The organism is Streptomyces sp. NPDC002886 (genome assembly GCF_042888445.1).
In the GTDB taxonomy this organism is placed as follows: Bacteria; Actinomycetota; Actinomycetes; order Streptomycetales; family Streptomycetaceae; genus Streptomyces.
In genome coordinates this window covers 664,927-686,717 of record NZ_JBIAPV010000002.1, presented here as the reverse complement: position 1 = coordinate 686,717, position 21,791 = coordinate 664,927, and the positions used below count along the sequence as shown (strand labels likewise).

The window sequence follows — 21,791 nt, the reverse complement described above, 5'->3', positions numbered from 1 at the left end:
CTCCCCCTTCCGTCCGATGCAGTTCCCCTCCCCACCCCGCGACCGCGAAGGCAGGACCACGTGCTGACCGTCGATTTCTCCCGGTTCCCGCTCGCCGCAGGCGACCGCGTACTCGATCTGGGCTGCGGCGCAGGCCGGCACGCCTTCGAGTGCTACCGGCGCGGCGCCCAGGTGGTCGCCCTCGACCGCAACGGCGAGGAGATCCGCGAGGTCGCCAAGTGGTTCGCCGCGATGAAGGAGGCGGGCGAGGCCCCGGCCGGCGCCACCGCCACCGCGATGGAGGGCGACGCCCTCGCGCTGCCCTTCCCCGACGACTCCTTCGACGTCGTCATCATCTCCGAGGTGATGGAGCACATCCCCGACGACAAGGGCGTCCTCGCCGAGATGGTCCGCGTCCTGAAGCCCGGCGGACGCATCGCGATCACCGTGCCGCGCTACGGCCCCGAGAAGATCTGCTGGGCGCTCTCCGACGCCTACCACGAGGTCGAGGGCGGCCACATCCGCATCTACAAGGCGGAGGAGCTGCTCGGCAAGATGGAGTCCGCGGGTCTCAAGCCGTACGGCACCCACCACGCCCACGGCCTGCACTCGCCGTACTGGTGGCTCAAGTGCGCCTTCGGCGTCGACAACGACCAGGCGCTGCCCGTCAAGGCGTACCACAAGCTCCTGGTCTGGGACATCATGAAGAAGCCCGCGCTCACCCGGCTCGCGGAGCAGGCCCTGAACCCGGTCATCGGCAAGAGCTTCGTCGCCTACGCCACCAAGCCGCACCTCCCCGTGGATGCCGCGCAGTGAGCTCTCCCGGGCGCACCGCACCCGAACACCTGGTCCTGGACGGCGTGCTGACGGCCGATCAGGCCGCCGCCACCGTCGCCGGGATCCTCGCCGCGCAGCGCGCCGACGGGGCCATACCGTGGTTCCGCGGGCACCACCTCGACCCCTGGGACCACACCGAGGCCGCGATGGCCCTCGACGCGGCGGGCGAGCACGAGGCCGCCGAGCGGGCCTACGACTGGCTGGTCCGCCACCAGAACGACGACGGCTCCTGGTACGCGGCCTACGCCGACCGCGAGGACGGGGTCGACACCCGCGAGCCGCAGGACGCGAGCCGGGAGACCAACTTCGTCGCGTACCTCGCCGTCGGCGTCTGGCACCACCACCTGTCCACCGGCGACGACGCCTTCCTCGACCGGATGTGGCCCGCCGTGTACGCGGCCGTCGAGTTCGTCCTGCGGCTCCAGCAGCCGGGCGGCGAGATCGGCTGGAAGCGCGAACCCTCCGGCGAGGCGGTCGAGGACGCGCTGCTCACCGGGTCCTCCTCCATCCACCAGGCACTGCGCTGCGCGCTGGCCATCGCCGAGCACAGGGGCGATCCGCAGCCGGACTGGGAACTGGCCGCGGGCGCCCTCGGGCACGCGATACGCCGGCACCCGGAGCGGTTCCTCGACAAGTCCCGCTACTCCATGGACTGGTACTACCCGGTCCTCGGCGGGGCGCTGACGGGCACGGAGGCGAAGGCCCGGCTCGAGGAGCGGTGGGAGGAGTTCGTCGTCCCGGACCTCGGCGTGCGGTGCGTGCTGCCGAACCCCTGGGTGACCGGCGGGGAGTCCTGCGAACTGGCCCTCGCGCTGTGGACGACGGGGGAGTCGGACCGGGCCCTGGAGATCCTGCGCTCGATCGGCCATCTGCGGGCCGACAACGGCATGTACTGGACCGGGTACGTCTTCGACGACCGGGCGGTCTGGCCCGTGGAGCAGACCACCTGGACGGCGGGCTCGCTCCTCCTCGCGGTGGCCGCCCTGGGCGGCGACAAGGCCACCGGCACGGTCTTCGGCGGCCTGACGCTGCCGGCCGGCCTGGAACCGGACTGCTGCGGCTGACGGTTGACGCCGACGGCTGATGGGAGGGGGCACGGGCGCGGCCCGTGCCCCCTCCCGCATTCGTCTCCGCGCCGCACGCGTCAGCGCACGGCGGCGTAGCTCTCGGGGTCCTGCGCACGTTCCTCGGTGGAGACGGCGAACCGGATGATGCGGAGGGGCTCTCCCGGGGCCGCCGCGGCCCGGTGCGGCGCGGCGGGCGCGGAGCGGTCGGGTACCGAGCGTGCGGGTACCGAGCGGGCGGGTGAGGCACCCTCGGTCGCCGTGTACTTCTTCACAAGAGCCCCCCGGGCGAAGTCCAATGCATCAACTCTCGCCCGTTCGACCCACGGCCGGCACGGATGGTTGCCCTCGTGTCCCGGAATTCCGGAAGGGACGGCCTAGCGGCGGTAGAGCCGGCCCGCGACGGCGTGGCCGATGACCAGGTAGGCGACGGCCGCGATGCCGTAGCCGATCACCACCTGGACCCAGTCGCGGTTGAAGGTGAAGAGGTCGTAGGACCAGCCGGCCAGCCAGCTCGCCGCGTCGTGGATGAAGTCGACCAGTGCGTTCCCCTGGTTGGCGTCCAGCAGGTACAGCAGGATCCACAGGCCGATGATGAAGGCCATGACGTCGGCGACGACCGCGACGATGCGGCCCGCCGAGCTGCTTCTTCTGGTGTGTACTCGCGTGTGTGTGCGCATGCCGCGCTTGTGGCCGCTCCCCGCCGCGGTAAACCCCGCCGGGCCAACCCGAACGGGTCCCCCGGGTGGCGGAGCAGGGCGGCCGGGGTGAGGCTGCGGGGGACGCCTCAGTCCCCGGAGGAGACCCGTGTCCCTACCCACCACAGCCGTCCGCTTCCGCCGTGCCCTCACGGCGGTGCTCCTGTCCTGCGCCCTGCTCGGCGGTGCGACCGCCTGCGGTTCGGGCGGCGGCGACAAGGCCGCCCCCGGTCAGGCCGACGAGGTTTCGGTGGCCATGGCCGCGTTCGCCGAGGCCGACGCCGCGGCATCCGCCGAGGACGCGGAAGCGGCCGCCGCCACACCCTCGCCCAGCACCCCGGCGGAGAAGCAGAAGTTCGCCAAGACCCGCTTCGTCGCCAACGCGGGACTCGCGGCGGGTGCCACCTACCAGTGGATCATCAAGCCGTACAAGGCGGGCAAGTTCAAGAAGGGCGCCAAGGGCCGCACCTTCGCCCTGGTCAAGGCGGGCCTCGCGGGCGCCTTCGCCTACAACCGGCTGAAGGCGGCCAGCGAGAACGCCAAGGGCGACCCGCTGCTGTCGAAGGCCGTGGGCCCGCTGACGGCGGGGATCGACTCCCTCAAGGGGCTCGGCACCAAGCTGCGCAAGGGCCAGGCCGGCGACGCCGACATCGGCGCCTTCGAGAACGTCATCAACAGCGTCAAGGAGGCCGGCAAGAGCGCGGGCGCCACGGTGACCGACAAGGTCCCGAGCGCGGGCCAGCTGACCGGCTGACGCGGTCCGGTGCGGCGGGCCGGACCGGAATCCTCCGGTCCGGCCCGCTTCCGTTTCCCTGTTTGAATGGGCCGATGATCGAGTTCGTGTTCTTCGCCGGCGTCGCCGCCGCGACCGGATGGCTGCTGCGCCGCAAACACCACCGGCGCCGGGCCGCGGGATCCCCGGCCGGGATCCCGTCGATGGCCCGCCGGCCCGCGGGCGGCGGCCGCTGGCGCAGCGGCCGGGTGTACGCCGACCCGGGCGCGGCCCGCTGGGTGCCCGGCCGGGGCGAGCCCGTGCCCCTGACCGGAGCCCGGGCCACCGGCGTACGGGTCCCCTCCGTGCGGGAGGGCATCTCCATCAACCCGGGCTCGCGGATCGTGACCTGTGAGTTCGAGGGTGGCGAGGGCATGGAGATCGCCGTGATGCCGCTGGACCTGCGGGAACTCCTGGCTGCCCTCCCGGAGACGGCCCCTGACTCCCTCCCGGCGCCCCCGCCGGAGCAAACCCCGGATTCCGGGCCGCGGTAGCCTCGTCGGCCGTGAGAATGGGGCCATGGGGGACAACACATTGTGGGTGGGCGTACTCACCGCGGGCACGGCGGTGCTCGCGAGCTGGGTGACCAGCCGGGGCACGGCCCGGGCGGCCCGGATACAGGCCGAGACGACCGCGGCCGTCCAGCGGGCGGATCAGCGGCGCACGGCGCGGCGCACCGCCTACGCGGACGTCATCGAGCAGGCGCAGAAGATGGGCGACCTGTACTGGAAGGTCAACGACGCCCACGCGGAACCGGATCCCGAGGTGCGCATCGACGCGCTCAAGGACCTGCGCCTGCGGCTGCGCGACGCGTACGCGTCGCTGCGCCACCTCGTGCGCATCGTGGAGCTGGAGGGGCCGCAGGAGGTCGCGGAGGCCGCCTACCGGCTGCGGCGGTCGACGTCCGACAGCTACGAGGCGCTGGAGGACATGATCGGGGGCGACGCCGGGGCGATCGAGCGGTTCAACGAGTGCTACGCGCCGTTCTGGGCGGCCTTGGTCGCCCTCGTGGCCGTCGCGCGCGGGGTGCTCCAGGACGATGCCGTCCCGGCTGCCGCTCCGGCACCCGTATCCGCCCCGGTCCCCCCGCCCCGGACGCGCAGGCCGTGGGTCCGGCGGCGGCCGGGGGCCGGGGGGAGACCGGCCTAGCTGTTCAGCTCCGCCAGCACCCGCAGGGTGTGCGGGTCGGGGGCGGTCAGGAGCAGGTCGGTCACCGGGCCCTTGCGCCACAGCTCCAGGCGCTCGGCGATCCGCTCCCGCGGTCCGACCAGGGAGATCTCGTCCGCGAACGCGTCCGGGACGGCCATGACGGCCTCTTCCTTGCGCCCGGCCAGGAACAGCTCCTGGATCCGCTGCGCCTCCTCCTCGTAGCCCATGCGACCCATGAGGTCGGCGTGGAAGTTGCGTGCCGCGTGGCCCATCCCGCCGATGTAGAAGCCCAGCATCGCCTTCACCGGGAGGAGTCCCTCCGCGACGTCGTCGCAGACCTTCGCGCGGGCCATCGGGGCGATCATGAACCCCTCGGGGAGTTCGGACAGCGAGGCCTGGTAGACGTCGGTGCGGGTCGGCGACCAGTACAGGGGCAGCCAGCCGTCCGCGATGCGGGTGGTCTGGGCGATGTTCTTCGGGCCCTCGGCGCCGAGCAGGATCGGCAGGTCCGCGCGCAGCGGGTGGGTGATGGGCTTGAGCGGCTTGCCGATGCCGGTGCCGTCCGCGCCCCGGTACGGGTGGCTGTGGAAGCGGCCCTCCAGTGCGACCGGGGCCTCGCGACGCAGCACCTGGCGGATGACGTCCACGTACTCCCGGGTCGCGGTCAGGGGGCTGGAGGGGAAGGGGCGCCCGTACCAGCCTTCGACCACCTGCGGGCCGGACAGGCCGAGGCCCAGCATCATCCGGCCGCCGGACAGGTGGTCCAGGGTCAGTGCCTGCATGGCGGTGGCGGTCGGGGTGCGGGCGGCCATCTGCGCGATGGCGGTGCCCAGGCGGATGCGCGAGGTGTGCGCGGCGATCCAGGTGAGCGGGGTGAAGGCGTCCGAGCCCCAGGCCTCGGCGGTCCACACGGAGTCGTAGCCGAGGTTCTCGGCTTCGGCGGCGAGGTCGAGGTGGTCCGGATTGGGGCCGCGGCCCCAGTATCCGAGTGCGAGTCCGAGGCGCATGTGACGGTCCCCTCCACGAATCTGACGATGCGTCAGGTGACTGTAGGGCAACGGCCCCCCGCCCGGAAGGGCGGGGGGCCGTTGTGCGCGCAAGGGACCGGGATCAGCCGCGCTGGATGCCCGAGGTGTCGTTCAGGACGCCGCGACGGCCGTCCTGGGTCTGGGCGATCAGGGTGGCCGGACCGCGCTGCTCCACGGCCAGGTACCAGGTGCCGGGCGCGAGCTCCGCGATCGGGGCGGGGCTGCCGTCCTCCGCGAAGAGCGGGCGGGCCACCGGAACGGCGAACCAGAACGGCGTGAAGTCCGCGGCCGGAGCGGGCTGCGGGGTGGCGTCCTGGGGGGTCTGCGGGGCCTGGTGCTGCTGCTCGTGGCCGCCGCCGTAGGGCGGGACCGGCTGCGGGGCGGCCCCGTACGGCTGCGGCTCCTGGCCGCCCGGGTATCCGTACCCGGCGCCAGGCTGCTGCGGCTGGCCGCCGTACGGCGGGACCGCGGTGGTGGCGGGCTTCGGGTCCGGCACCAGCTGCCCGGCGAGCGCGGGCACCTTCGCGCCGAAGAGGGACACGCCGGCCAGCGCCGCGGTGGCGAGGAAGGCGATGACCGCGCCCGCGCCGAGGTCGGCCCCGGTCGGGCAGGTGATGAGGCCCCAGAGCGCGGACCAGGCGGCCGCGACGGCGAGCACCGTGCCCCAGGCCTGGAAGGGCAGGCCCAGGAGCTGGCGTCCGGCGGGCTGCAGGCGGGCCGCGACGAGCAGGCCGACGGCGATGAACGCGAGCAGGAAGATGCTCGGCAGCGCCAGGCGGTACACGTCGGTGTCCCATGCGCTCGGTGCGTCGACGCCGGGCGCGGAGTAGAAATCGAGGAACGAGGCGATGAACAGCAACGCCGCTGCTCCGATCACCACGCCGTCGCCTCGTGTGAGGGATCGGATGTTCACGTCTTAGGTGTCCTTCTCGGTCTCGTCGTCTCGTGGTGCCGTGGGCGCCCGCCGTGACGCAGGGGGCGGGCGGCACCATGGTACGGAGCTTCGCCGCGGCCGAGAGGATCGGGGCTGCGGGCCGTCCGGGAGGACGGTCCTGGTGGCCCTACCCGCCGAGGAAGCCGACGATGCCGTCCGCGATGCCCTGGGCCGCTTTCTGGCGCCACTCCGGACTCGACAGTTGTGCCGCGTCCTTGGCATCACGCATGTTGCCGCATTCGATGAACACCTTGGGGCGGGTCGAGAGGTTCAGTCCGCCCAGATCGTCGCGCACGACCAATCCGGTACCGCTGCCCAGGTAGTTGGCGGGGGCGGAGCCGGTGGTCCGGGCGAAGTTTCCGGCGATCCGCTCGCCGAGCTGCCGGGACGGTCCGATGATCTTCGCGGTGTCCGCGCCGCCGCCCTTGACCTTGGCGGGGAGGATCACGTGGAAACCGCGGCTCCCGGCCGAGACCCCGTCCGCGTGGACGGAGACCACGGCGTCGGCGGCGGCCTCGTTGCCGATCCGGGCGCGCTCGTCGATGCACGGGCCGAAGGGGCGTTCCTTGCCGGCCTCGTGGGTGAGGACCACCTTGAGGCCCTTGGCCTCCAGGACGGTGCGCAGCCGCCGGGACACGTCCATGCTGAACTCGGCTTCCATGTAGCCGGAGTTCGTGGTCGTGCCGGTGGTGTCGCACTCCTTGCGGTTGGTGCCGATGTCCACCTGGCGGTTGATCTCGGTGGTGTGCTTGAAGTTGCCCGTGTTGTGGCCGGGGTCGATGACGACGGTGCGGCCGGCGAGCCCCTTGGCGGCGGGGGCGGCGCTCGCGCCGGGTCCGGGGGTCGGCGTAGCCGAGGCGGAGGACGCGGCCGAGGCCGAGGACGTGGCCGACGCGGAAGGTGCGGCGGCCGAAGCCGCGAGCGGCATCACGATCCGGGGCGGCCGCGAGTCGTCGCTCGCGCCCCCGCTCAGCACCTCGGTCAGTACCCACCCGGCCAGAACGGTCGGGGCGATCGCGGCCGCCGCGACGACCAGGGTCGACCGGCGGGCGTACCAGGGCCGGTCCGGACTGATGGACGTCGAGGACTCGGGGAGCGGCGGGGAGCTTTCGTCGTAGCGCACCCGGCGATGCTAGACCGGAGGTCGGTCGGGTGTACGGACCGTGGGCCATCCGGGGGCGCGGTGAGCTTATATGCCGGGGCCCGCCCCGGGTCCGGCCCTGGAGCCTGCCCCGAAGCGGGCCCCGGGGCAGGACCCGAAGGTCAGATGCCCGCGCCCGTGCGGCGCAGCACGCGCAGGGAGTCGGTCACCGAGACCTCCTCGAAGGCGCCCGAGGCCAGGGCGCGCAGGTAGACGCGGTACGGGGCCTGGCCGCCGTCGGCCGGGTCGGGGAACACGTCGTGGATCACCAGCGTGCCGCCCTCGGCGAGGTGCGGGGCCCAGCCCTCGTAGTCGCCCGTGGCGTGCTCGTCGGTGTGGCCGCCGTCGATGAAGACCAGGCCGAGCTTGCCGCCCCAGGCCGCGGCGACCTGCGGGGAGCGGCCGACGATCGCGATGACGTGGTCCTCCAGGCCGGCCTTGTGCAGGGTCCGGCGGAAGGTGGGCAGGGTGTCCATCAGCCCCACCTCCGGGTCCACGACGCTCGGGTCGTGGTACTCCCAGCCGGGCTGCTGCTCCTCGCTGCCCCGGTGGTGGTCCACGCTGAGCGCGCTCACCCCCGCCTCGCGGGCGGCGTCCGCGAGCAGGATCGTGGAGCGCCCGCAGTAGGTGCCGACCTCCAGGAGCGGCAGCCCGAGCCGCGCCGCGTCGGCGGCCGCCGCGTACAGGGCGAGCCCTTCCCCTACGGGCATGAACCCCTTGGCGGCCTCGAAGGCGGCGAGGGTCTCCGGCTTGGGGCTGGCCATGGTGTTCCTCCTGCGGGGTGGGTGGCGTCCGGCCTGGATCGGCGCACGTCGGCGGCCCATGGTGCCTTACCCGCTGGTAGGACGCCATGCCCGGGCCCGCCCGCGGTGCCGGGGCCGGACTGGGGATGCGTCCACCGACATGAACACCTGTCGATCCACCTTGCGACAGTTTTACTTGTCGTACGGCGTCGCGGCAGGTAAACATGTCACATGGACGATTCAACTCCGATCCCGACCCCCGACCGGAACGACGAGGACTTCTGGGCCACCGTCGCGGCCCTCGTGGAGCCCGCCTGGAGCGAGCCCGCCGAGGACGAGGCGTTCGCCATGGACGACCAAGTGCTAGACGCCGTCCGGCCGTTGGCGCAGCGCATCTCGACGCGCGCACAGGCCTACCGCGCCGAGGGCAAGCCCTTCGATCCCGCCCTGATGGCCGCCCCCGACGTACAACTCGCCATGCTGCGGGCGCTGTACGAGGCCAAGCGGTCCGTCGACCGGATGGCGGAGAGCGCCGCGACCGTCGCCGGCCGCAGCGGGGCCAGCTACGCGCAGCTCGGCGCGGCCTGGGGCGGCATCAAGCGCCAGTCCGCCCGCCTCAAGTGGCCGCATGCGGTGGCGAAGCGGTCCGCCAGCGAGTCCATCCCGCTGCGCTACGCCGGCGGCACCGCCGTCATCCACCACGACCCGGACGCCGACGCCTGGTGGTACACCGCCACCGCCGCGGACGGCCGGGACGAGGAGTCGGAGGCGGTCCACCCCACGTACGCCGAGGCCATCGCCCGGGCCACCGAGTTCCTCCTGGGCGGCTCCGAGCCCACGGGGCCTGCGGCTCCCTGAGGGCGATGGTGCCTCAGTAGCCCCTGACGAGGAGCCCGGCTCGGGTCTGGGGCCAGGTGGTGCGCAGGTAGTGGTCCTCGGCGGCGCGCCAGCGGAGGATCCACTCCTCGGAGTTCTCGCCGCGTGCGCGCACCCGCCGCAGGCAGACGTCCCGAGGGGTGTCGACGTAGGCGGTGAGGTCGTAGTACGGGGCCAGCTCCGGTCGCGCGGAGTAGACCCCCTCGACGATCACCACGCCGCCTTCGCCGATCTCGCCCCAGGCCCCCAGCCGCCCGGTGCTCCAGTCGTAGAGCTGGTAGCGGGCGGCCCGGTCGTCCCGCAGCGGGATCAGGACTTGGTCGCGCAGGCGCTCCCAGTCGAAGTAGCGGTGGTAGCCCTGCTCGGCGTCGAGCTGCTCGCGCTCACGCTCGGCCATGGGGCGGTAGAAGTCGTCCACGTGCACCACGACGGCGTCGCCGAGGCGCGCGGCCGTCGCGGTGGCCAGCGTGGTCTTGCCCGATCCGCCGGCGCCGTCGACGGCGAGGAGTTTGGTGGCCCGTGGGGTCGGGGGCAGCCGCAGGAGGGCTTCGGCGACGTCCCCCGCCCGCTCCGCCAAGTCCACGGGCTGCGGGCCTTCCGTCGGCCCGGTCGTCCACGCGGTACTCGACAGCACGATCTCCTTCGCCTCCGCGAGACCGCCTCCCCGCAGTTCTCGGGTGACGATGATCGCGTCCATGACCCCCGCCCCGAGCTCCCGCAGGAGCACCTGGACGCGTTCCATGCCCTCGCCCCTTTCGAGCAGCGGCGTGCACCGGTCGACCAAGCGGGCGATGAGCGCGGCGCGTTCGGGAGGAAGGCCGTAGCGGCTCTCGGACACGGGAACTCCTTGTGGGCGGTGCGTGCGGTGCGTGCGGTGAGGGCGAGCCGGCGAGCACGGCTTCCGGCGCCGCCCGCGGGGACCGCGCGAAGCCGTCCACGGAATTCTCCGGTGGATCAGTGGAGTTGGGGGCTGTTCCGCAGCCCTCTGTGGTCGTACCCGCACTCTATGATCACGTCGATCTGATGGACCGACAGGGGGAGCGGGCGATGGTCCTGCGCGGACGTGCGTGGAGTGCGATGGGAGCAGTCGTCCTGGCCGGGACGGTCATGGCCGGGTGCACGGGCGGGGGCGGGGCGGGCGGGGCGGTCGGATCCCCCGGCCCGTCTTCGGCCGGCACGGCCGCCGGCGCCGCGCCGCTGCTGACGGAGGCGCGGGCCAAAGAGGTCTTCGACAGGTACGTGCTGGAGAACGCCGCGGCCGACGCGAAGGGGGACACCGAAGCGCTCGCCCGAGTGGAGGGCGGTCGGCTGCTGGAGGAGAGCCGGGCCGTGGCGCGACTGGACCGGGCCAAGGGCACCAAGGCGACGCCGGTCCGGTACGTGCGGCCGGTGTTCCTGATTCCGGCGGTGGCGGAGGGTGCACCGGCTCCGCGGGGATTCGCCGTGCTGAGCAAGAGGGAAGGAGCGGAGAAGGACCGGAGCTCCGTCCTGCACTACTTCACGCGTGGCGGAGGCGGCGGAGACGGCGACGGCGCCGGAGGCGCTGGGGACTGGAAGGCCGTGGTGGCCACTTGGGTCGTCACCGTGCCTCCGCCGGCGACCCCGAGCGCCTCGCCGACGGCGTCACCCAAGGAAGGGGTCATCAGGGTTCGCCCGAAGGTGCTGCCGGAGCCGGCGCGGGGAGCGGCCGGCAACGCGGAGCTGTCGCCGACCGCGACGGCGGACACCGCCGTGTGCGGTCGCTACGCGGACTACCTGAGCTTCATCGCGCCGGCGGGGAAGCCGGACAGCCCGTACTTCGAACCCGGCGACTTCACCGGCACGATGGTGGACCACTTCAACGGGTGGGCCGCGGAGAAGTTGCAGCGCAGCTTCTCCTACCGGCCGGTGGGGGAGGAACTGCCGGTGTTCCGGCTCAAGGACGGCGGCTCCCTGGTCACCTGCACGCTCGAGGGAACGTACCGGAACCGGGGTGTCACCTCGGCGAACTGGGCGCTGCTGGACGCGGACAGCGACTCCGAAGCCCTGTTGGGCGGAGGGCGCCGCAAGTGGGCCGGCATCGAGGAAGTGTGGAGTGCGACGGCGGTCGTGGAGGTCCCGCAAGGTGGTGGACCCGCGACGGTCCTCTCCACCGATGCCTACGACGCGACGAAGTTGTCGGTGAAGGGCGTGGAGTGGAAGTAGGGCGACCGCGTCGACTCTCCGCCACTGCCCCGGGGGGCCGGTCCGGACCGGCCGGGTCTACCCCGCGGCCGTGAGGAGGGCCGCCAGGCTCGCCGCGTGCGGGTTCGGGGCCGTGGGGTGGAGGAGTTCCGTGCGGTGGACCAGGCGGGGGGCACGGACCGGGATCGCCGTGGTGCCGGGGAAGGTGGCGGCCAGGGAGAGGGGGAGGGCGGTCAGGCCGTGCCCGGCGGCGGCCAGGGCGGCCAGCGCGTGCGGGTCGGTGCCGTGGTGGCGGATCCGGGGGTGGAAGCCGGCGGTGTGGCTGACCTCGCGGAGCCGGGCCAGGGGGACGGCCGTGTCGGGGGCGTCGATCCACTGCGCCTGCGCGAGGTCGGGCAGCCGGACCGAACTCCGGCGCGCCAGGGGGTGGGTGTGCGGGAAGAGCACGGCCAGGGGCCCTTCGGCGACCGCGAGGGTGACGGTGGGCCCGAGGTCCGGCAGCGGGAGGGGATCGCTGGGCGCGGCCACGCCGTCCACGAGGCCGAGGTCGGCGCGGCCGGTCAGGACCGCTTCGAGCACGGAGTCCCGGGCCAGGGTGTGCAGGTCCACCTCCACCGGTCCCGCGGCGCGCAGCCGGGCCAGGGCCCGGGCGAGCGCCGGGCCGAAGGCCGCGGGGGAACAGGCCAGCGTCAGCCGGGCGTCGGGGGCCCGGTGCAGCCGGGCGATGTCGGCGCGGGCGGCGTCCAGGCGCAGCAGCAGCGCGGGGGCGTGTTCCATCAGCCGGACGCCCGCCTCGGTGGGGGCGACGGGCCGCCGCTCGACCAGCCGGGCGCCCAGGTCGGCTTCGAGGGCGGCGATGTGCTGGGAGACGGCCGACTGCGTGTAGCCGAGGACGGACGCGGCGGTGGAGAAGGAGCGGTGTTCGAGGACCGCGACGAAGGTGCGGAGGAGATGCGGATCCATGGGCATCAGTATCGCTTATGCGGGTAGTGCGGATCATCGTTGGACGTGATGAGCAGGCGGCTCGGAGGATGGTCGTCATGAACGCGAACCACCGCACGTCGCCCGCCCGCATCGCCCTGATCGCGGACCGCTCCGACGCCGTACGCTCCCACGCCCGCGTCCCCGGCCTGCTGGAGGCGCTGCGCGAGCGCGAGGGCCTGGACCTGGACGCCTACTGGATCCCCACCGAGGAGGCCGGTGAGGGCATGGACGGCTTCGACGCCGTCTGGGTCCTGCCCGGCAGCCCGTACCGCAGCGAGGGCGGCGTGCTCACGGCGATCCGGGACGCCCGCGAGAACGGCATCCCCTTCCTCGGCACCTGCGGCGGCTTCCAGCACGCCCTGCTGGAGTTCGCCCGTACGGTCTGCGGGCTGGACCGGGCCGCCCACGCCGAGAACGACCCGGCGACCGCCGAGGCGGACGCGGTGGTCGTCCCGCTGGCCTGCTCGCTCGTGGGCCACGAGGGGACCGTACGGGTCACCCCCGGCTCCCGCGCCGCCCGGCTGCTCGGCGCGGACCGCACGCAGGCGCGCTACCACTGCAACTACGGCCCCAACCCCCTCCACTTGGACCTCCTTCGGGCCCACGGCATGACCTTCACCGGCGCCGACGAATCGGGCGACATCCGCATCGCCGAACTGGCCGGACACCCCTTCTTCCTGGCCACCCTCTTCCAGCCCGAACTGGACGGCGACGGCACCCGCGCGCACCCGTTCGTGGCGGGCTTGGCGGCGGCGGCCGTGGAGCACGCGCGGACCCGCTGACCGCGGGGACCCGGAAGGGAGTGTTCCCGCCCGGACGGGGACGGCATTCCTCCGGAGCGCCGCGTGACGTCGTACCGGGTCACCGCGCGGCGGCGTCGCACTCGAACCACACCGTCTTGCCCGTGGAGTTCGGTGCCGTGCCCCAGCGGTCCGTCACCGCTTCGACCAGGAGCAGGCCGCGGCCGTCCTCGCTCAGCTCCCCGGAGCCGGTCGGGGGGTGCGGGGGCGCGGGGCAGCCGTCCGAGACCTCCACGCGCAGCCCGTCCGGCCGGCGCAGGATGAGGACCACGCAGCCGCGTCCGGGTACGTGGCGCACGACGTTGGCGACCAGCTCGGTGAGCGCGAGCTCCGCGGCGTCGGCCAGGGCTTCGAGCTCCCATTGGGCGAGGAACATCCGCAGGATGCGGCGCATGTGGCCGGCGGAATGGTCACCGACGGTGAAGCCCATGCGGTAGCTGGCGTCAACGTGTCCCGCTGAGCAGTCAGTTGTGAGATTCATGGCACCAGACTGGAGCGGCGTGGTTACGCTCGGCTATGGACCGAAACGAACGCCGCCCGGCGTGTACTTGGGGGTGACCGCTCCATGGTCAACATCCGCAGTCTCGACCCCAGCGCCTCTCCGCTGGACTACTACGGCGCCGAACTGCGCCGCCTGCGGGAGGCCGCGGGGCTCAAACAGGGGCAGCTGGGCGACATCATCTTCTGCGCAGGCTCGCTGATCGGGCAGATCGAGACCGCGAGGAAGGTCCCGACCCGCGACTTCTCGGAACGGGTCGACGCGGCGCTGGATACAGGTGGTGTGTTCTCCCGGTTGGTGGGGCTGGTGCTACGGAGCCAGCTGCCGACCTGGTTCCAGGCGTATGCGGAGATGGAGGCGAAGGCGGCGTACATCTCCACCTTCCAGGCCCAGCTGGTCTATGGACTGCTGCAGACGGAGGCCTACGCGCGGGCCGTACTCGGCGTGCGGCACGAGAAGGGGCTCGACGCGCTGGTGGCCGCCAGGATGGAACGGCAGCGGATCCTGGAGCGCGACCACCCACCGCTGATGTGGGTGGTGCTGAGCGAGGCGACCCTGCACCAGGAGGTCGGGGGCCGGGAGGTGATGCGAGGTCAACTCGCCCACCTGTTGGGTCTGCGGAATCGGGAGTGGGTGCGGGTGCAGATCCTGCCCTTCGAGGCGGGCGCGCACGCGGGGCTGCCAGGGACATTCACCCTCCTGCGCTTCGAGGATGACCCGGACATCGTCTACACCGAGGACTTCGTTCAGGGGCACATGACGGCCAATCCGGCAACTCTCAGGGAGGGTTCGCTCCGTTACGATCACCTGCAGGCCGCCGCGCTCTCCGTGGAGAAATCGGCGGGACTGATCGCCCGCGTAATGGAGGAACGCTATGGACACCATCCAGAACCTGACGGGCGCGCGCTGGCGTAAGTCCTCGTACAGCAGTGACACCGGCGGCGAGTGCGTCGAGTGCGCCCCGCTCGGCGCGGCCGCCTGGCGCAAGGCCTCGTACAGCGGTGACACCGGCGGCGAGTGCGTGGAGATCGCCCACCAGCCCTGCCGCATCGCCGTCCGGGACTCCAAGGTCCCCGACGGCCCCGCCTTCACCGTCGCCCCCGCCGCCTTCGCGGAGTTCGTCCGCAGCCTCTGACGGTGCGGCGGGGCCGGGCCTGGCCTGGGGCTAGCTGGTCAGGCCGTCGATCAGGAGGTTGTCGAGCACCGTGTAGTGGACGACCAGGTCGGCGGAGCCGTCCTCGAACTTCTCGGTCAGGTCCACCGTGGCGATGCCCTCCGTGCTGGTGCCCTTGTAGACCGTCGAGAACGTCGTGACAGGCACGTTCCGGCGGAAGATCCCGTGCGTCTGGTGGTCGCCCTCCCACTTGTAGAGCTCGTCGTCGAGCCGGGACGTGAGGAGTTCCTTCCGCACCGCGAACGTGTCCTTGCCCTCGGAGTGGGAGCCGTTGGTGGCGTCCAGGTACGCCTGGAAGAACGTGATGACGGCGGCCTCGGCCCTCTCCATGCGGACGGTGGCGGTCGCCGAGGTCCGCGGGCTCTGCGCCTGGGCGGGCACGGAGGCCAGGGCGGAGCCGGCGAGGAGCGCCGCGGTGCACGCGCCGATCACCGTGCTGCGGAGGCGGGGGCGGTAGGACATGGGGACTCCCTGGTGGCGGCGTGGACGGAACACGCGCACTCAAGCAAGATCCGCGGGGCGGGCATAGCGGCCATTGGGGGCCCCTTCGAGCCGGGCCCGCGCGCGGTGGCCGACTCCGCCCGGCCTCCCTTGAGGAAAAAGGATTCGGTTGCCGCCCGTCCCGGGACGGCCCGGTTCGGCGGGAGTACCCGTACGGCCGGTGGTACCGGGGGCCGAGTGCGGTTCCCGCCGGTGGCCCCCGGCGGGAACCGCCGTCCGGAAGTCCGCCGTGCGGTCACCCTTGCCTTCATCCTGCAACGAACTGCCTTTAGGCTGAGGCCCGTTCGACTGGACTGGCCGGTTCGGCCGTCCGTAGGGGGCTCACCGGGGGACAGAGGGCATGAGCAGCGCACTGAGTGACGACGACAACGTCGACGGTGGCATAAAGCCGCTCGCGCCCGGAGATCCGAGCCGGATCGGGCCGTACCTGCTGCTCGGGCGCCTCGGGGCCGGCGGGATGGGACGGGTGTTCCTGGCCCGGTCCGAGGGCGGGCGTACGGTCGCGGTGAAGGTGGTGCACGAGGAGCACGTGGCCGACGCGCAGTTCCGGGCCCGCTTCCGCCGCGAGATCGACGCCGCCCGGAAGGTGGGCGAGCGGTACACGGCGCCCGTCCTGGACGCGGACCCCGACGCCGAACGGCCCTGGGTGGCCACCGGATACGTACCCGGGCTCTCGCTGGAGCAGATCGTGCGCCGGTACGGCCCCCTGCCCGTGGAATCCGTACACGCCCTCGCGGACGGGCTGCTGCACGCGCTGAAGGACATCCACACCGCCGGGATCGTGCACCGCGACCTCAAGCCGTCGAACGTGATGCTGACCGTCGAGGGCAGCCGGGTCATCGACTTCGGGATCTCGCGGGCCCTGGAGACCTCCGTCGAATCGCTGCTCACCAGCACCGGCATGGTCGTCGGCTCGCCCGGGTTCATGTCGCCCGAGCAGGTGCGCGGGCAGCGGGCCGGGGCGAAGAGCGACGTGTTCACGCTCGGCTGCGTCCTGATGTACGCGGCCACGGGCGAGCTGCCCTTCGGGCACGGCGCCAGCAACCAGCACGCGGTGATGTTCCAGATCGTGGAGGGCGAACCGGCCCTGGAGCGGGTGGCGGACGCCCCGCTGCGCGCGCTGATCGGCCGCTGCCTGGTCAAGGGCGTGGAGGAACGGCCCGGCGTGGACGAGCTGCTGGCCGACCCGGAGCGGGTCCGCCCGGCGGCGCGCGGCGGGGCGTGGCTGCCGCCCAAGGTGGTGGAACGGCTGGCCCGGCAGGCGGCGCGGCTGCTCGACGCGGAGGCGGTACCGGTCGCCGAGCCGGAGCCGGAGCCGGTGCCCGGGCACGTCGGGGACGGGGGAGCGGGCGATGCGCGGACCCCCGACCGGGGGACGCTCGGGCTGCGGCCGGAGGCGGGAGCCACGGGAGGGCCGGGAGGGTCCGGCGCGCAGGTGGTCGGGGCGGCGGCTGCGCCGGCCACCGGCCCGGCCGCCGGAGCTGCCGGAGAAGGCGAACGGCGCCGGGAGCGGCGGCGGTTGACCGTCGCGGTGCCGGTGGCCCTGGTGCTCACCGTCGGCGGGGGCACGGTGGCCCTGCTCCAGCCGTTCGGCGGCGCTGGCGGCGGGGCGCAGGCCTCGCCCCCGGCGAGCGGTGCGCCCGTGACGCCCGGCGCCTCCTCGGGCTCCCCTTCGGCGGCGAGCGGGTCGCCGGCCCCGGGTACGCAGAACCCCGGGAGCCCCCAGGCCGCGCAGAGCCCTCCGGTACCGGCGCCGGACGGGCAGGTCGCCGCCGGGCAGGGCGCGGCGGCGGGGACGGGTACCCCCGGGGGAGGCTCCGGCACCCCGGGCGGCGGCGCGAACCAGGGCGGCGGCGGTGGCCCGGCCGCCGGGGGCACCGGTACGGGCACCGGCCCGAGCGCCACCCCGGGGGGAGCGGCATCGGGCTCGGGCTCGCCGAGCGGCGGCGGGTCACCGAGCGGGGGCGGGTCGCCGAGCGGCGGCGGCTCCGGCGGCGGCGGCGCGGTCCCCTCGTACTTCGCCGGGACCTGGACCTACAAGGGCGACTTCAACATCGGCCAGCCGGGGACGGTGATCATCAGCCGGTCCGGGGCGGTCCGCCTGATCAACGAGTCCCAGATGGGCCACTGCGAGAACATCGGCAAGGTGACCTCGCTGGCCTCCGGCGGGACCCGGATCAACATCGGGGCGGCGGCGGTGGACAAGTCCAAGTCCACCAGCCAGTTCTGCGGGGTCCTGGACCCCTCCTTCTTCACCAAGAGCCTGCCGTCCGGCCTCCAGCACAACGTCGGCCCCTCGCACGGCGAGGGCTACTACTACGAACGCTCCTGACCGGGCGCCGCCGCCCGCGATACCGCGGCTGTCATCGCAGGGGCGCGTCCGCGGGGAGCCCGAAGTGCCGGCGGGCGAGGGCGGCGGGATCGGACCAATCGCCGTGCTCCACGCGGCGGGCCTCGTTCAGGGCCTGCTTCGTGAACCAGCGCCTTTCCCAGTCCCCCCGCTCAGCGCCGTCCGGGCCCTGGTCCCTCGCCCGGACCCGGCCGCCGTCCAGCTCGACGATCCAGGTGCCCACCTGGCCGAAACGCGCGTCCACCAACGCCGTACCCTCGCGCCCGAAGCCGTTGCAGTCCGCGACCAACCCGACTCTCGACACGCCGTTCCCCGGCATCGGGGTGACCTCGATGATCCGCACGTCGCAGAACAAGCGGGCCTCCCACCCCGGCTCCCCGTCTTTCGGCGTCGTGGACCATTGATCGTTCAGGGTCGCGGCCAGGTCGTCCTGGATCACCGGACGCATCGTGCGCACGAACTCCGGGTCCACGGGCTGGAGCGGCGGCGGCGCCGCCGCAACGCATCCGGTCAATGCCAGCGCCAGCGCCGGCAACGCTCCCCACAGTCCCGTTCCTCGTCTCATTTCCTTCCAGACGTGCCGCACCCCTGTTCGGTTGCGCCTCGGCCCGATCCGAGTGGAGGTCGATGACCTGTGCCTGCCCCGAGCGAGAACACGTTTCAGTTCTGACCTTCCGTCAGAATGCAACGTGTTCTAGTCTGCCGCGCATGGGCATCGGAATCACACAGGAACAGCGGGAGTTGGCCGAGGCCGTACGCGGCTGGGTCGCGCGGGCCGTGCCGCCCGAGGAGGTGCGCAAGCTCCTCGACACCCCGCCGCAGACGGGCTCGCGGCCCGCCTACTGGGACGGGCTGCTCGCCTCCGGGCTGCTGGAACCGCACCTGGAGGGCGGCAGCCTGCTCGACCTCGCCGTCGTGGTGGAGGAGGCCGCCCGGGCGGCGCTGCCCGGGGCGTACCTGCCGAGCGTGCTGGCCTCCGTACTCCTGGACCGGGCCGGGGCCGAGCCCCTCGGCGGGCGGGTCGGGGCCGTGGCGCTCGGGCCCGGGGACCTGACCGCCGTCGCCGTGGAGGGCGGCTACCTCCTCGACGGGACCGCGCCGCCCGTGCTGGGCGCGGGCGAGGCCGACCTCGTGCTGCTCGCCGCCGAGACCGCGCACGGAACCCGCTGGTTCGCCGTCGACGCCGCCGCGCTGGACGTCCGTACCCAGGACAGCGCCGACCCCACCCGGCCCACCGCCGAGGTCCGCGCCCGCGGGGTCACCGCCGGGCCCGGCGCCCTGCTGGAACTCGACGCGGCCCTCGTACGGGACCTCGCCTGCGTGCTGTTCGCCGCCGACGCCTGCGGCACCGCCGCCTGGGCGCTGCACACCGCCGCCGAATACGCGAAGGTGCGCGAGCAGTTCGGGCGGCCCATCGGACAGTTCCAGGGGATCAAGCACCTGTGCGCCGACATGCTGGTGCGCGTGGAGCAGGCCCGGGCGCTCGCCTGGGACGCCGCGCAGGCCACGGAGGAGCCGGCCGAGGTGCGCTCGCTGGTGGCCGCGCTGGCCGCGGGCACCGCGCTGGACGCCGCGTACTCCTGCGCCAAGGACTGCGTCCAGGTGCTCGGCGGCATCGGCTTCACTTGGGAGCACGACGCCCACATCTACCTCCGCCGGTCCCTCGTCGCCCGCCAGCTCCTCGGCCCCGGCGACGGCCACCGGGTCCGCGCCGTACGGCTCGCCGCCGCGGGCGCCCGGCGCGAGCTGCGCCTGGAGCTGCCCGCGCGGGCCGAGACCCACCGCGCGAAGGCCCGTAGCGCCATCGCGGACGCGGCCGGGCTCGATCCCGCCACCGCACGCCGGGTCCTGGCGCCCACCGGGTACGCGGCCCCGTACCTGCCGGCCCCGTACGGGCTCGGCGCCGGACCCGTCGAACAGCTCGTCGTCCAGCAGGAACTGGCGGCCGCCGGGGTCAAGGTCGCCGACCTCGGCATCGCCACCTGGGTCGTGCCCTCGCTGCTCGCCTACGGGACCCCCGAGCAGCAGGAGCGGTACCTGCTCCCCACGCTGCGCGGGGACGTCACCTGGTGCCAGCTCTTCTCCGAGCCGGGGGCGGGCTCGGACCTGGCCTCGCTGCGGACGAAGGCGGAGCGGGCGGAGGGGGGCGGCTGGACCGTCAACGGGCAGAAGGTGTGGACCAGTTCCGCCCAGAGCGCCGACTACGGGATCCTGCTGGCCCGCACCGATCCGGACGCGCCCAAGCACAAAGGGCTCGGCTACTTCGTGGTGGACATGAAGGCCCCCGGGATCGACATCCGGCCGCTCAAGGAGATCACCGGCGAAGCCCTCTTCAACGAGGTCTACTTCGACGACGTGCCGCTCCCGGCGGACGCCCTCGTGGGCGCGGAGGACGGGGGCTGGAAGGTCGCCCGCAACACCCTCGGCAACGAACGCGTCCACATGGCCGACCAGATGACCTTCGACACCGGACTGGAGGCACTGCTCGCCCGCTCCGCCGAACTCGAAGGCGGATACCGGGTCCGGATCGGGGCGCTGGCCGCCGAGGCGCACGCCCTGGCCTGCATCGGGCTGCGCACCACGCTCCAGCAGGTCTCGGGGCTGGAGCCGGGGGCGGGCGCCTCCGTACGCAAGCTGGTGCAGACCCCGCACCAGCAGAAGACCGCCGAGCTCACGCTCGAACTGCTGGGACCGGCGGGCGCGGTGAGCGAGGGCGCGGGGAAGCGGGCGGTGCACGGCATGCTCATGTCCCGCTGCCTGACCATCGCCGGAGGCACCACGCAGGTCCAGCTCAACGTCGTCGCCGAGCGGATTCTCGGCCTTCCCAGGGACTGACTCAAGGACTGAAGGGCAGTGGGGTACGGATATGAAGTCGTACATCGTGGGCGTCGGCATGACGAAGTTCGAGAAGCCGGAGTCGAGGGACTGGCAGTACTGGGACATGGCGAAGGAGGCCGGTGACGCGGCGCTGGCGGACGCCGGCATCGACTACGGGCTGGTCGAGCAGGTACCGGTGGGCTACTGCTTCCAGGCCTCCACGGCCGGGCAGCGGGCGGCGTACGAGCTGGGGCTGAGCGGGGTACCCGTCTACAACGTCAACAACAACTGCGCGACGGGCTCGACGGCGCTGATGATGGCGCGGCAGTTCGTCGAGGGCGGGATCAACGACTGCGTGCTGGCGCTGGGCTTCGAGAAGATGAAGCGCGGCGCGCTGGGGGGCGGGGCCGACGGGGGCGACTTCAAGACCTCGCCCGTGGCCCGGCACTACGGGATCATGGCCGCCGGGCACGGCTTCGAGATGTCCCCGCCGACCGCGCAGATCTTCGGCAACGCGGCGCGGGAGCACATGAAGCTCTACGGGACCACGGCCGCGCAGCTCGCGGCGGTCGGGGCGAAGAACCACCGGCACTCGGCGAACAATCCGAACGCGCAGTTCCAGGACGTCTACACGGTCGAGGAGATCCTCGCCGCGAAGGCCATCCACGAGCCGCTGACCAAGCTCCAGTGCTCGCCGACCTCGGACGGGGCGGCGGCGGCGGTGGTCGTCTCGGAACGCTTCGTGGAGCAGCACGGGCTGGGGGAGCGGGCGGTGGAGATCGTCGCCCAGTCCATGACCACGGACACGGAGGCGTCCTTCGCGTCCGGGTCCTGCATCGACGTCGTCGGCAAGCCGATGTCTGCGGCGGCGGGACGGGCGGTGTTCGCGGCGTCAGGGCTCGGGATCGGGGACGTGGACGTCATCGAGCTGCACGACTGCTTCTCGATCAACGAGCTGCTGACGTACGAGGCGCTGGGCATGTGCGAGGACGGGGGCGCCGGGCCGCTGGTGGAATCGGGCGCGACGACGTACGGCGGGCGGTGGGTGGTCAACCCGTCGGGCGGGCTCATCTCCAAGGGCCACCCGCTGGGCGCGACGGGGCTCGCTCAGGCGGCGGAACTGGTGTGGCAGCTGCGGGGCGAGGCGGGGCCCCGGCAGGTGTCCGGGGCGAGGGTCGGGCTGGCGCACAACATCGGCCTGGGCGGCGCGGCGGTGGTCACCCTGCTGCGGAGGTAGCCCGGACGCGGCTGCGGTGGGGGTCGGTGCCGGGGGCGGGGTGGG

The 21,791-nt window shown here is 73.2% G+C and carries 24 protein-coding genes; 13 read left to right on the top strand and 11 right to left on the bottom strand.

What is annotated here, in order from left to right; all coding sequences use genetic code 11:
• The first annotated feature begins 60 nt into the window (after positions 1–60).
• Positions 61–795 carry a class I SAM-dependent methyltransferase gene (locus tag ACFYYB_RS09275; protein WP_389434220.1) on the top strand — a complete coding sequence of 245 codons (735 nt, stop codon included), beginning with the start codon at positions 61–63 and terminating at the stop codon, positions 793–795.
• Positions 792–1,880 (top strand): prenyltransferase, encoded by a 1,089-nt coding sequence (locus tag ACFYYB_RS09270; protein WP_389434219.1) that lies wholly within the window; start codon positions 792–794, stop codon positions 1,878–1,880. The genes ACFYYB_RS09275 and ACFYYB_RS09270 overlap by 4 nt, the downstream gene beginning before the upstream one ends.
• 80 nt (positions 1,881–1,960) lie before the next feature.
• Here the strand turns inward: ACFYYB_RS09270 and ACFYYB_RS09265 are convergent, their stop codons facing one another.
• Both ACFYYB_RS09265 and ACFYYB_RS09260 read right to left on the bottom strand, forming a co-directional pair.
• Complete coding sequence (locus ACFYYB_RS09265) at positions 1,961–2,155, bottom strand: hypothetical protein (RefSeq protein ID WP_389434218.1); 195 nt, start codon at positions 2,153–2,155, stop codon at positions 1,961–1,963.
• 102 nt (positions 2,156–2,257) lie between these two features.
• On the bottom strand, positions 2,258–2,560 hold the full coding sequence (locus ACFYYB_RS09260; protein ID WP_389434217.1) for a hypothetical protein: 303 nt from the start codon (positions 2,558–2,560) through the stop codon (positions 2,258–2,260).
• A gap of 127 nt (positions 2,561–2,687) precedes the next feature.
• Here ACFYYB_RS09260 and ACFYYB_RS09255 point away from each other — a divergent pair, with 127 nt between their 5' ends.
• The 3 genes from ACFYYB_RS09255 to ACFYYB_RS09245 all read left to right on the top strand — a co-directional run bounded on the left by ACFYYB_RS09255 (position 2,688) and on the right by ACFYYB_RS09245 (position 4,499).
• Positions 2,688–3,332, top strand: a complete 645-nt coding sequence (locus ACFYYB_RS09255; RefSeq protein ID WP_327306955.1) for a hypothetical protein — start codon at positions 2,688–2,690, stop codon at positions 3,330–3,332.
• Positions 3,333–3,406: 74 nt separating this feature from the next.
• Positions 3,407–3,844 (top strand): hypothetical protein, encoded by a 438-nt coding sequence (locus tag ACFYYB_RS09250; protein ID WP_389434215.1) that lies wholly within the window; start codon positions 3,407–3,409, stop codon positions 3,842–3,844.
• A gap of 25 nt (positions 3,845–3,869) precedes the next feature.
• Positions 3,870–4,499 (top strand): hypothetical protein, encoded by a 630-nt coding sequence (locus ACFYYB_RS09245; protein ID WP_389434214.1) that lies wholly within the window; start codon positions 3,870–3,872, stop codon positions 4,497–4,499.
• Here ACFYYB_RS09245 and ACFYYB_RS09240 read toward each other — a convergent pair.
• The 4 genes from ACFYYB_RS09240 to ACFYYB_RS09225 all read right to left on the bottom strand — a co-directional run bounded on the left by ACFYYB_RS09240 (position 4,496) and on the right by ACFYYB_RS09225 (position 8,366).
• A complete protein-coding gene (locus tag ACFYYB_RS09240; protein WP_389434212.1) occupies positions 4,496–5,506 on the bottom strand; it encodes an LLM class F420-dependent oxidoreductase in 1,011 nt (336 codons plus the stop codon). The two genes, ACFYYB_RS09245 and ACFYYB_RS09240, sit on opposite strands and share 4 nt — an antisense overlap.
• Positions 5,507–5,609: 103 nt before the next feature.
• Entirely contained in the window at positions 5,610–6,440 is an 831-nt protein-coding gene (locus ACFYYB_RS09235; protein WP_389434211.1) for a hypothetical protein, read from the bottom strand.
• Between the two features lie 148 nt (positions 6,441–6,588).
• Positions 6,589–7,584, bottom strand: a complete 996-nt coding sequence (locus ACFYYB_RS09230; RefSeq protein ID WP_389434210.1) for an N-acetylmuramoyl-L-alanine amidase — start codon at positions 7,582–7,584, stop codon at positions 6,589–6,591.
• 140 nt (positions 7,585–7,724) lie between these two features.
• Positions 7,725–8,366, bottom strand: coding sequence for a class I SAM-dependent methyltransferase (locus tag ACFYYB_RS09225; protein ID WP_389434209.1), 642 nt, complete (start codon positions 8,364–8,366; stop codon positions 7,725–7,727).
• Positions 8,367–8,576: 210 nt separating this feature from the next.
• On the opposite strand from ACFYYB_RS09225, the gene ACFYYB_RS09220 reads away from it, so the two are divergent.
• Positions 8,577–9,203, top strand: a complete 627-nt coding sequence (locus ACFYYB_RS09220) for a hypothetical protein (RefSeq protein WP_389434207.1) — start codon at positions 8,577–8,579, stop codon at positions 9,201–9,203.
• A 13-nt stretch (positions 9,204–9,216) separates the two neighbouring features.
• On the opposite strand, the gene ACFYYB_RS09215 is transcribed toward ACFYYB_RS09220, so the two are convergent.
• A complete protein-coding gene (locus ACFYYB_RS09215; protein WP_389434205.1) occupies positions 9,217–10,059 on the bottom strand; it encodes a uridine kinase in 843 nt (280 codons plus the stop codon).
• A 239-nt stretch (positions 10,060–10,298) separates the two neighbouring features.
• Here ACFYYB_RS09215 and ACFYYB_RS09210 point away from each other — a divergent pair, with 239 nt between their 5' ends.
• Positions 10,299–11,405, top strand: a complete 1,107-nt coding sequence (locus tag ACFYYB_RS09210) for a hypothetical protein (protein WP_389434204.1) — start codon at positions 10,299–10,301, stop codon at positions 11,403–11,405.
• 57 nt (positions 11,406–11,462) lie between these two features.
• On the opposite strand, the gene ACFYYB_RS09205 is transcribed toward ACFYYB_RS09210, so the two are convergent.
• Complete coding sequence (locus ACFYYB_RS09205; protein WP_389434203.1) at positions 11,463–12,347, bottom strand: LysR family transcriptional regulator; 885 nt, start codon at positions 12,345–12,347, stop codon at positions 11,463–11,465.
• A gap of 77 nt (positions 12,348–12,424) precedes the next feature.
• Between ACFYYB_RS09205 and ACFYYB_RS09200 the strand changes: the two genes are divergently transcribed.
• A complete protein-coding gene (locus tag ACFYYB_RS09200; RefSeq protein WP_389434201.1) occupies positions 12,425–13,150 on the top strand; it encodes a hypothetical protein in 726 nt (241 codons plus the stop codon).
• Positions 13,151–13,229: 79 nt separating this feature from the next.
• On the opposite strand, the gene ACFYYB_RS09195 is transcribed toward ACFYYB_RS09200, so the two are convergent.
• Positions 13,230–13,649 (bottom strand): ATP-binding protein, encoded by a 420-nt coding sequence (locus ACFYYB_RS09195; RefSeq protein ID WP_389434199.1) that lies wholly within the window; start codon positions 13,647–13,649, stop codon positions 13,230–13,232.
• Positions 13,650–13,733: 84 nt separating this feature from the next.
• Between ACFYYB_RS09195 and ACFYYB_RS09190 the strand changes: the two genes are divergently transcribed.
• Together ACFYYB_RS09190 and ACFYYB_RS09185 are read left to right on the top strand one after the other, a co-directional pair.
• On the top strand, positions 13,734–14,582 hold the full coding sequence (locus ACFYYB_RS09190) for a Scr1 family TA system antitoxin-like transcriptional regulator (RefSeq protein ID WP_389434198.1): 849 nt from the start codon (positions 13,734–13,736) through the stop codon (positions 14,580–14,582).
• Complete coding sequence (locus tag ACFYYB_RS09185; RefSeq protein ID WP_389434196.1) at positions 14,542–14,802, top strand: DUF397 domain-containing protein; 261 nt, start codon at positions 14,542–14,544, stop codon at positions 14,800–14,802. The genes ACFYYB_RS09190 and ACFYYB_RS09185 overlap by 41 nt, the downstream gene beginning before the upstream one ends.
• 30 nt (positions 14,803–14,832) lie before the next feature.
• On the opposite strand, the gene ACFYYB_RS09180 is transcribed toward ACFYYB_RS09185, so the two are convergent.
• On the bottom strand, positions 14,833–15,303 hold the full coding sequence (locus ACFYYB_RS09180; protein WP_389434194.1) for a hypothetical protein: 471 nt from the start codon (positions 15,301–15,303) through the stop codon (positions 14,833–14,835).
• 379 nt (positions 15,304–15,682) lie between these two features.
• Between ACFYYB_RS09180 and ACFYYB_RS09175 the strand changes: the two genes are divergently transcribed.
• On the top strand, positions 15,683–17,674 hold the full coding sequence (locus ACFYYB_RS09175; RefSeq protein WP_389434193.1) for a serine/threonine-protein kinase: 1,992 nt from the start codon (positions 15,683–15,685) through the stop codon (positions 17,672–17,674).
• Positions 17,675–17,705: 31 nt separating this feature from the next.
• Here the strand turns inward: ACFYYB_RS09175 and ACFYYB_RS09170 are convergent, their stop codons facing one another.
• Positions 17,706–18,227, bottom strand: a complete 522-nt coding sequence (locus ACFYYB_RS09170) for a hypothetical protein (RefSeq protein WP_389434192.1) — start codon at positions 18,225–18,227, stop codon at positions 17,706–17,708.
• Between the two features lie 173 nt (positions 18,228–18,400).
• On the opposite strand from ACFYYB_RS09170, the gene ACFYYB_RS09165 reads away from it, so the two are divergent.
• Entirely contained in the window at positions 18,401–20,527 is a 2,127-nt protein-coding gene (locus ACFYYB_RS09165) for an acyl-CoA dehydrogenase (protein WP_389434190.1), read from the top strand.
• Between the two features lie 31 nt (positions 20,528–20,558).
• Complete coding sequence (locus tag ACFYYB_RS09160) at positions 20,559–21,746, top strand: beta-ketoacyl synthase N-terminal-like domain-containing protein (RefSeq protein ID WP_389434189.1); 1,188 nt, start codon at positions 20,559–20,561, stop codon at positions 21,744–21,746.
• Positions 21,747–21,791: the final 45 nt, after the last annotated feature.

Bases quoted from the DNA above. Each gene is read 5' to 3' on its own strand.
- ACFYYB_RS09245 (WP_389434214.1), top strand. From the start codon at position 3,870: ATGGGGGACAACACATTGTGGGTGGGCGTACTCACCGCGGGCACGGCG.
- ACFYYB_RS09165 (WP_389434190.1), top strand. From the start codon at position 18,401: ATGGGCATCGGAATCACACAGGAACAGCGGGAGTTGGCCGAGGCCGTA.
- ACFYYB_RS09210 (WP_389434204.1), top strand. From the start codon at position 10,299: ATGGGAGCAGTCGTCCTGGCCGGGACGGTCATGGCCGGGTGCACGGGC.
- ACFYYB_RS09160 (WP_389434189.1), top strand. From the start codon at position 20,559: ATGAAGTCGTACATCGTGGGCGTCGGCATGACGAAGTTCGAGAAGCCG.
- ACFYYB_RS09180 (WP_389434194.1), bottom strand. From the start codon at position 15,303: ATGTCCTACCGCCCCCGCCTCCGCAGCACGGTGATCGGCGCGTGCACC.
- ACFYYB_RS09220 (WP_389434207.1), top strand. From the start codon at position 8,577: ATGGACGATTCAACTCCGATCCCGACCCCCGACCGGAACGACGAGGAC.
- ACFYYB_RS09205 (WP_389434203.1), bottom strand. From the start codon at position 12,347: ATGGATCCGCATCTCCTCCGCACCTTCGTCGCGGTCCTCGAACACCGC.
- ACFYYB_RS09240 (WP_389434212.1), bottom strand. From the start codon at position 5,506: ATGCGCCTCGGACTCGCACTCGGATACTGGGGCCGCGGCCCCAATCCG.
- ACFYYB_RS09200 (WP_389434201.1), top strand. From the start codon at position 12,425: ATGAACGCGAACCACCGCACGTCGCCCGCCCGCATCGCCCTGATCGCG.
- ACFYYB_RS09190 (WP_389434198.1), top strand. From the start codon at position 13,734: ATGGTCAACATCCGCAGTCTCGACCCCAGCGCCTCTCCGCTGGACTAC.
- ACFYYB_RS09260 (WP_389434217.1), bottom strand. From the start codon at position 2,560: ATGCGCACACACACGCGAGTACACACCAGAAGAAGCAGCTCGGCGGGC.
- ACFYYB_RS09225 (WP_389434209.1), bottom strand. From the start codon at position 8,366: ATGGCCAGCCCCAAGCCGGAGACCCTCGCCGCCTTCGAGGCCGCCAAG.
- ACFYYB_RS09195 (WP_389434199.1), bottom strand. From the start codon at position 13,649: ATGAATCTCACAACTGACTGCTCAGCGGGACACGTTGACGCCAGCTAC.
- ACFYYB_RS09250 (WP_389434215.1), top strand. From the start codon at position 3,407: ATGATCGAGTTCGTGTTCTTCGCCGGCGTCGCCGCCGCGACCGGATGG.
- ACFYYB_RS09175 (WP_389434193.1), top strand. From the start codon at position 15,683: ATGAGCAGCGCACTGAGTGACGACGACAACGTCGACGGTGGCATAAAG.
- ACFYYB_RS09185 (WP_389434196.1), top strand. From the start codon at position 14,542: ATGGACACCATCCAGAACCTGACGGGCGCGCGCTGGCGTAAGTCCTCG.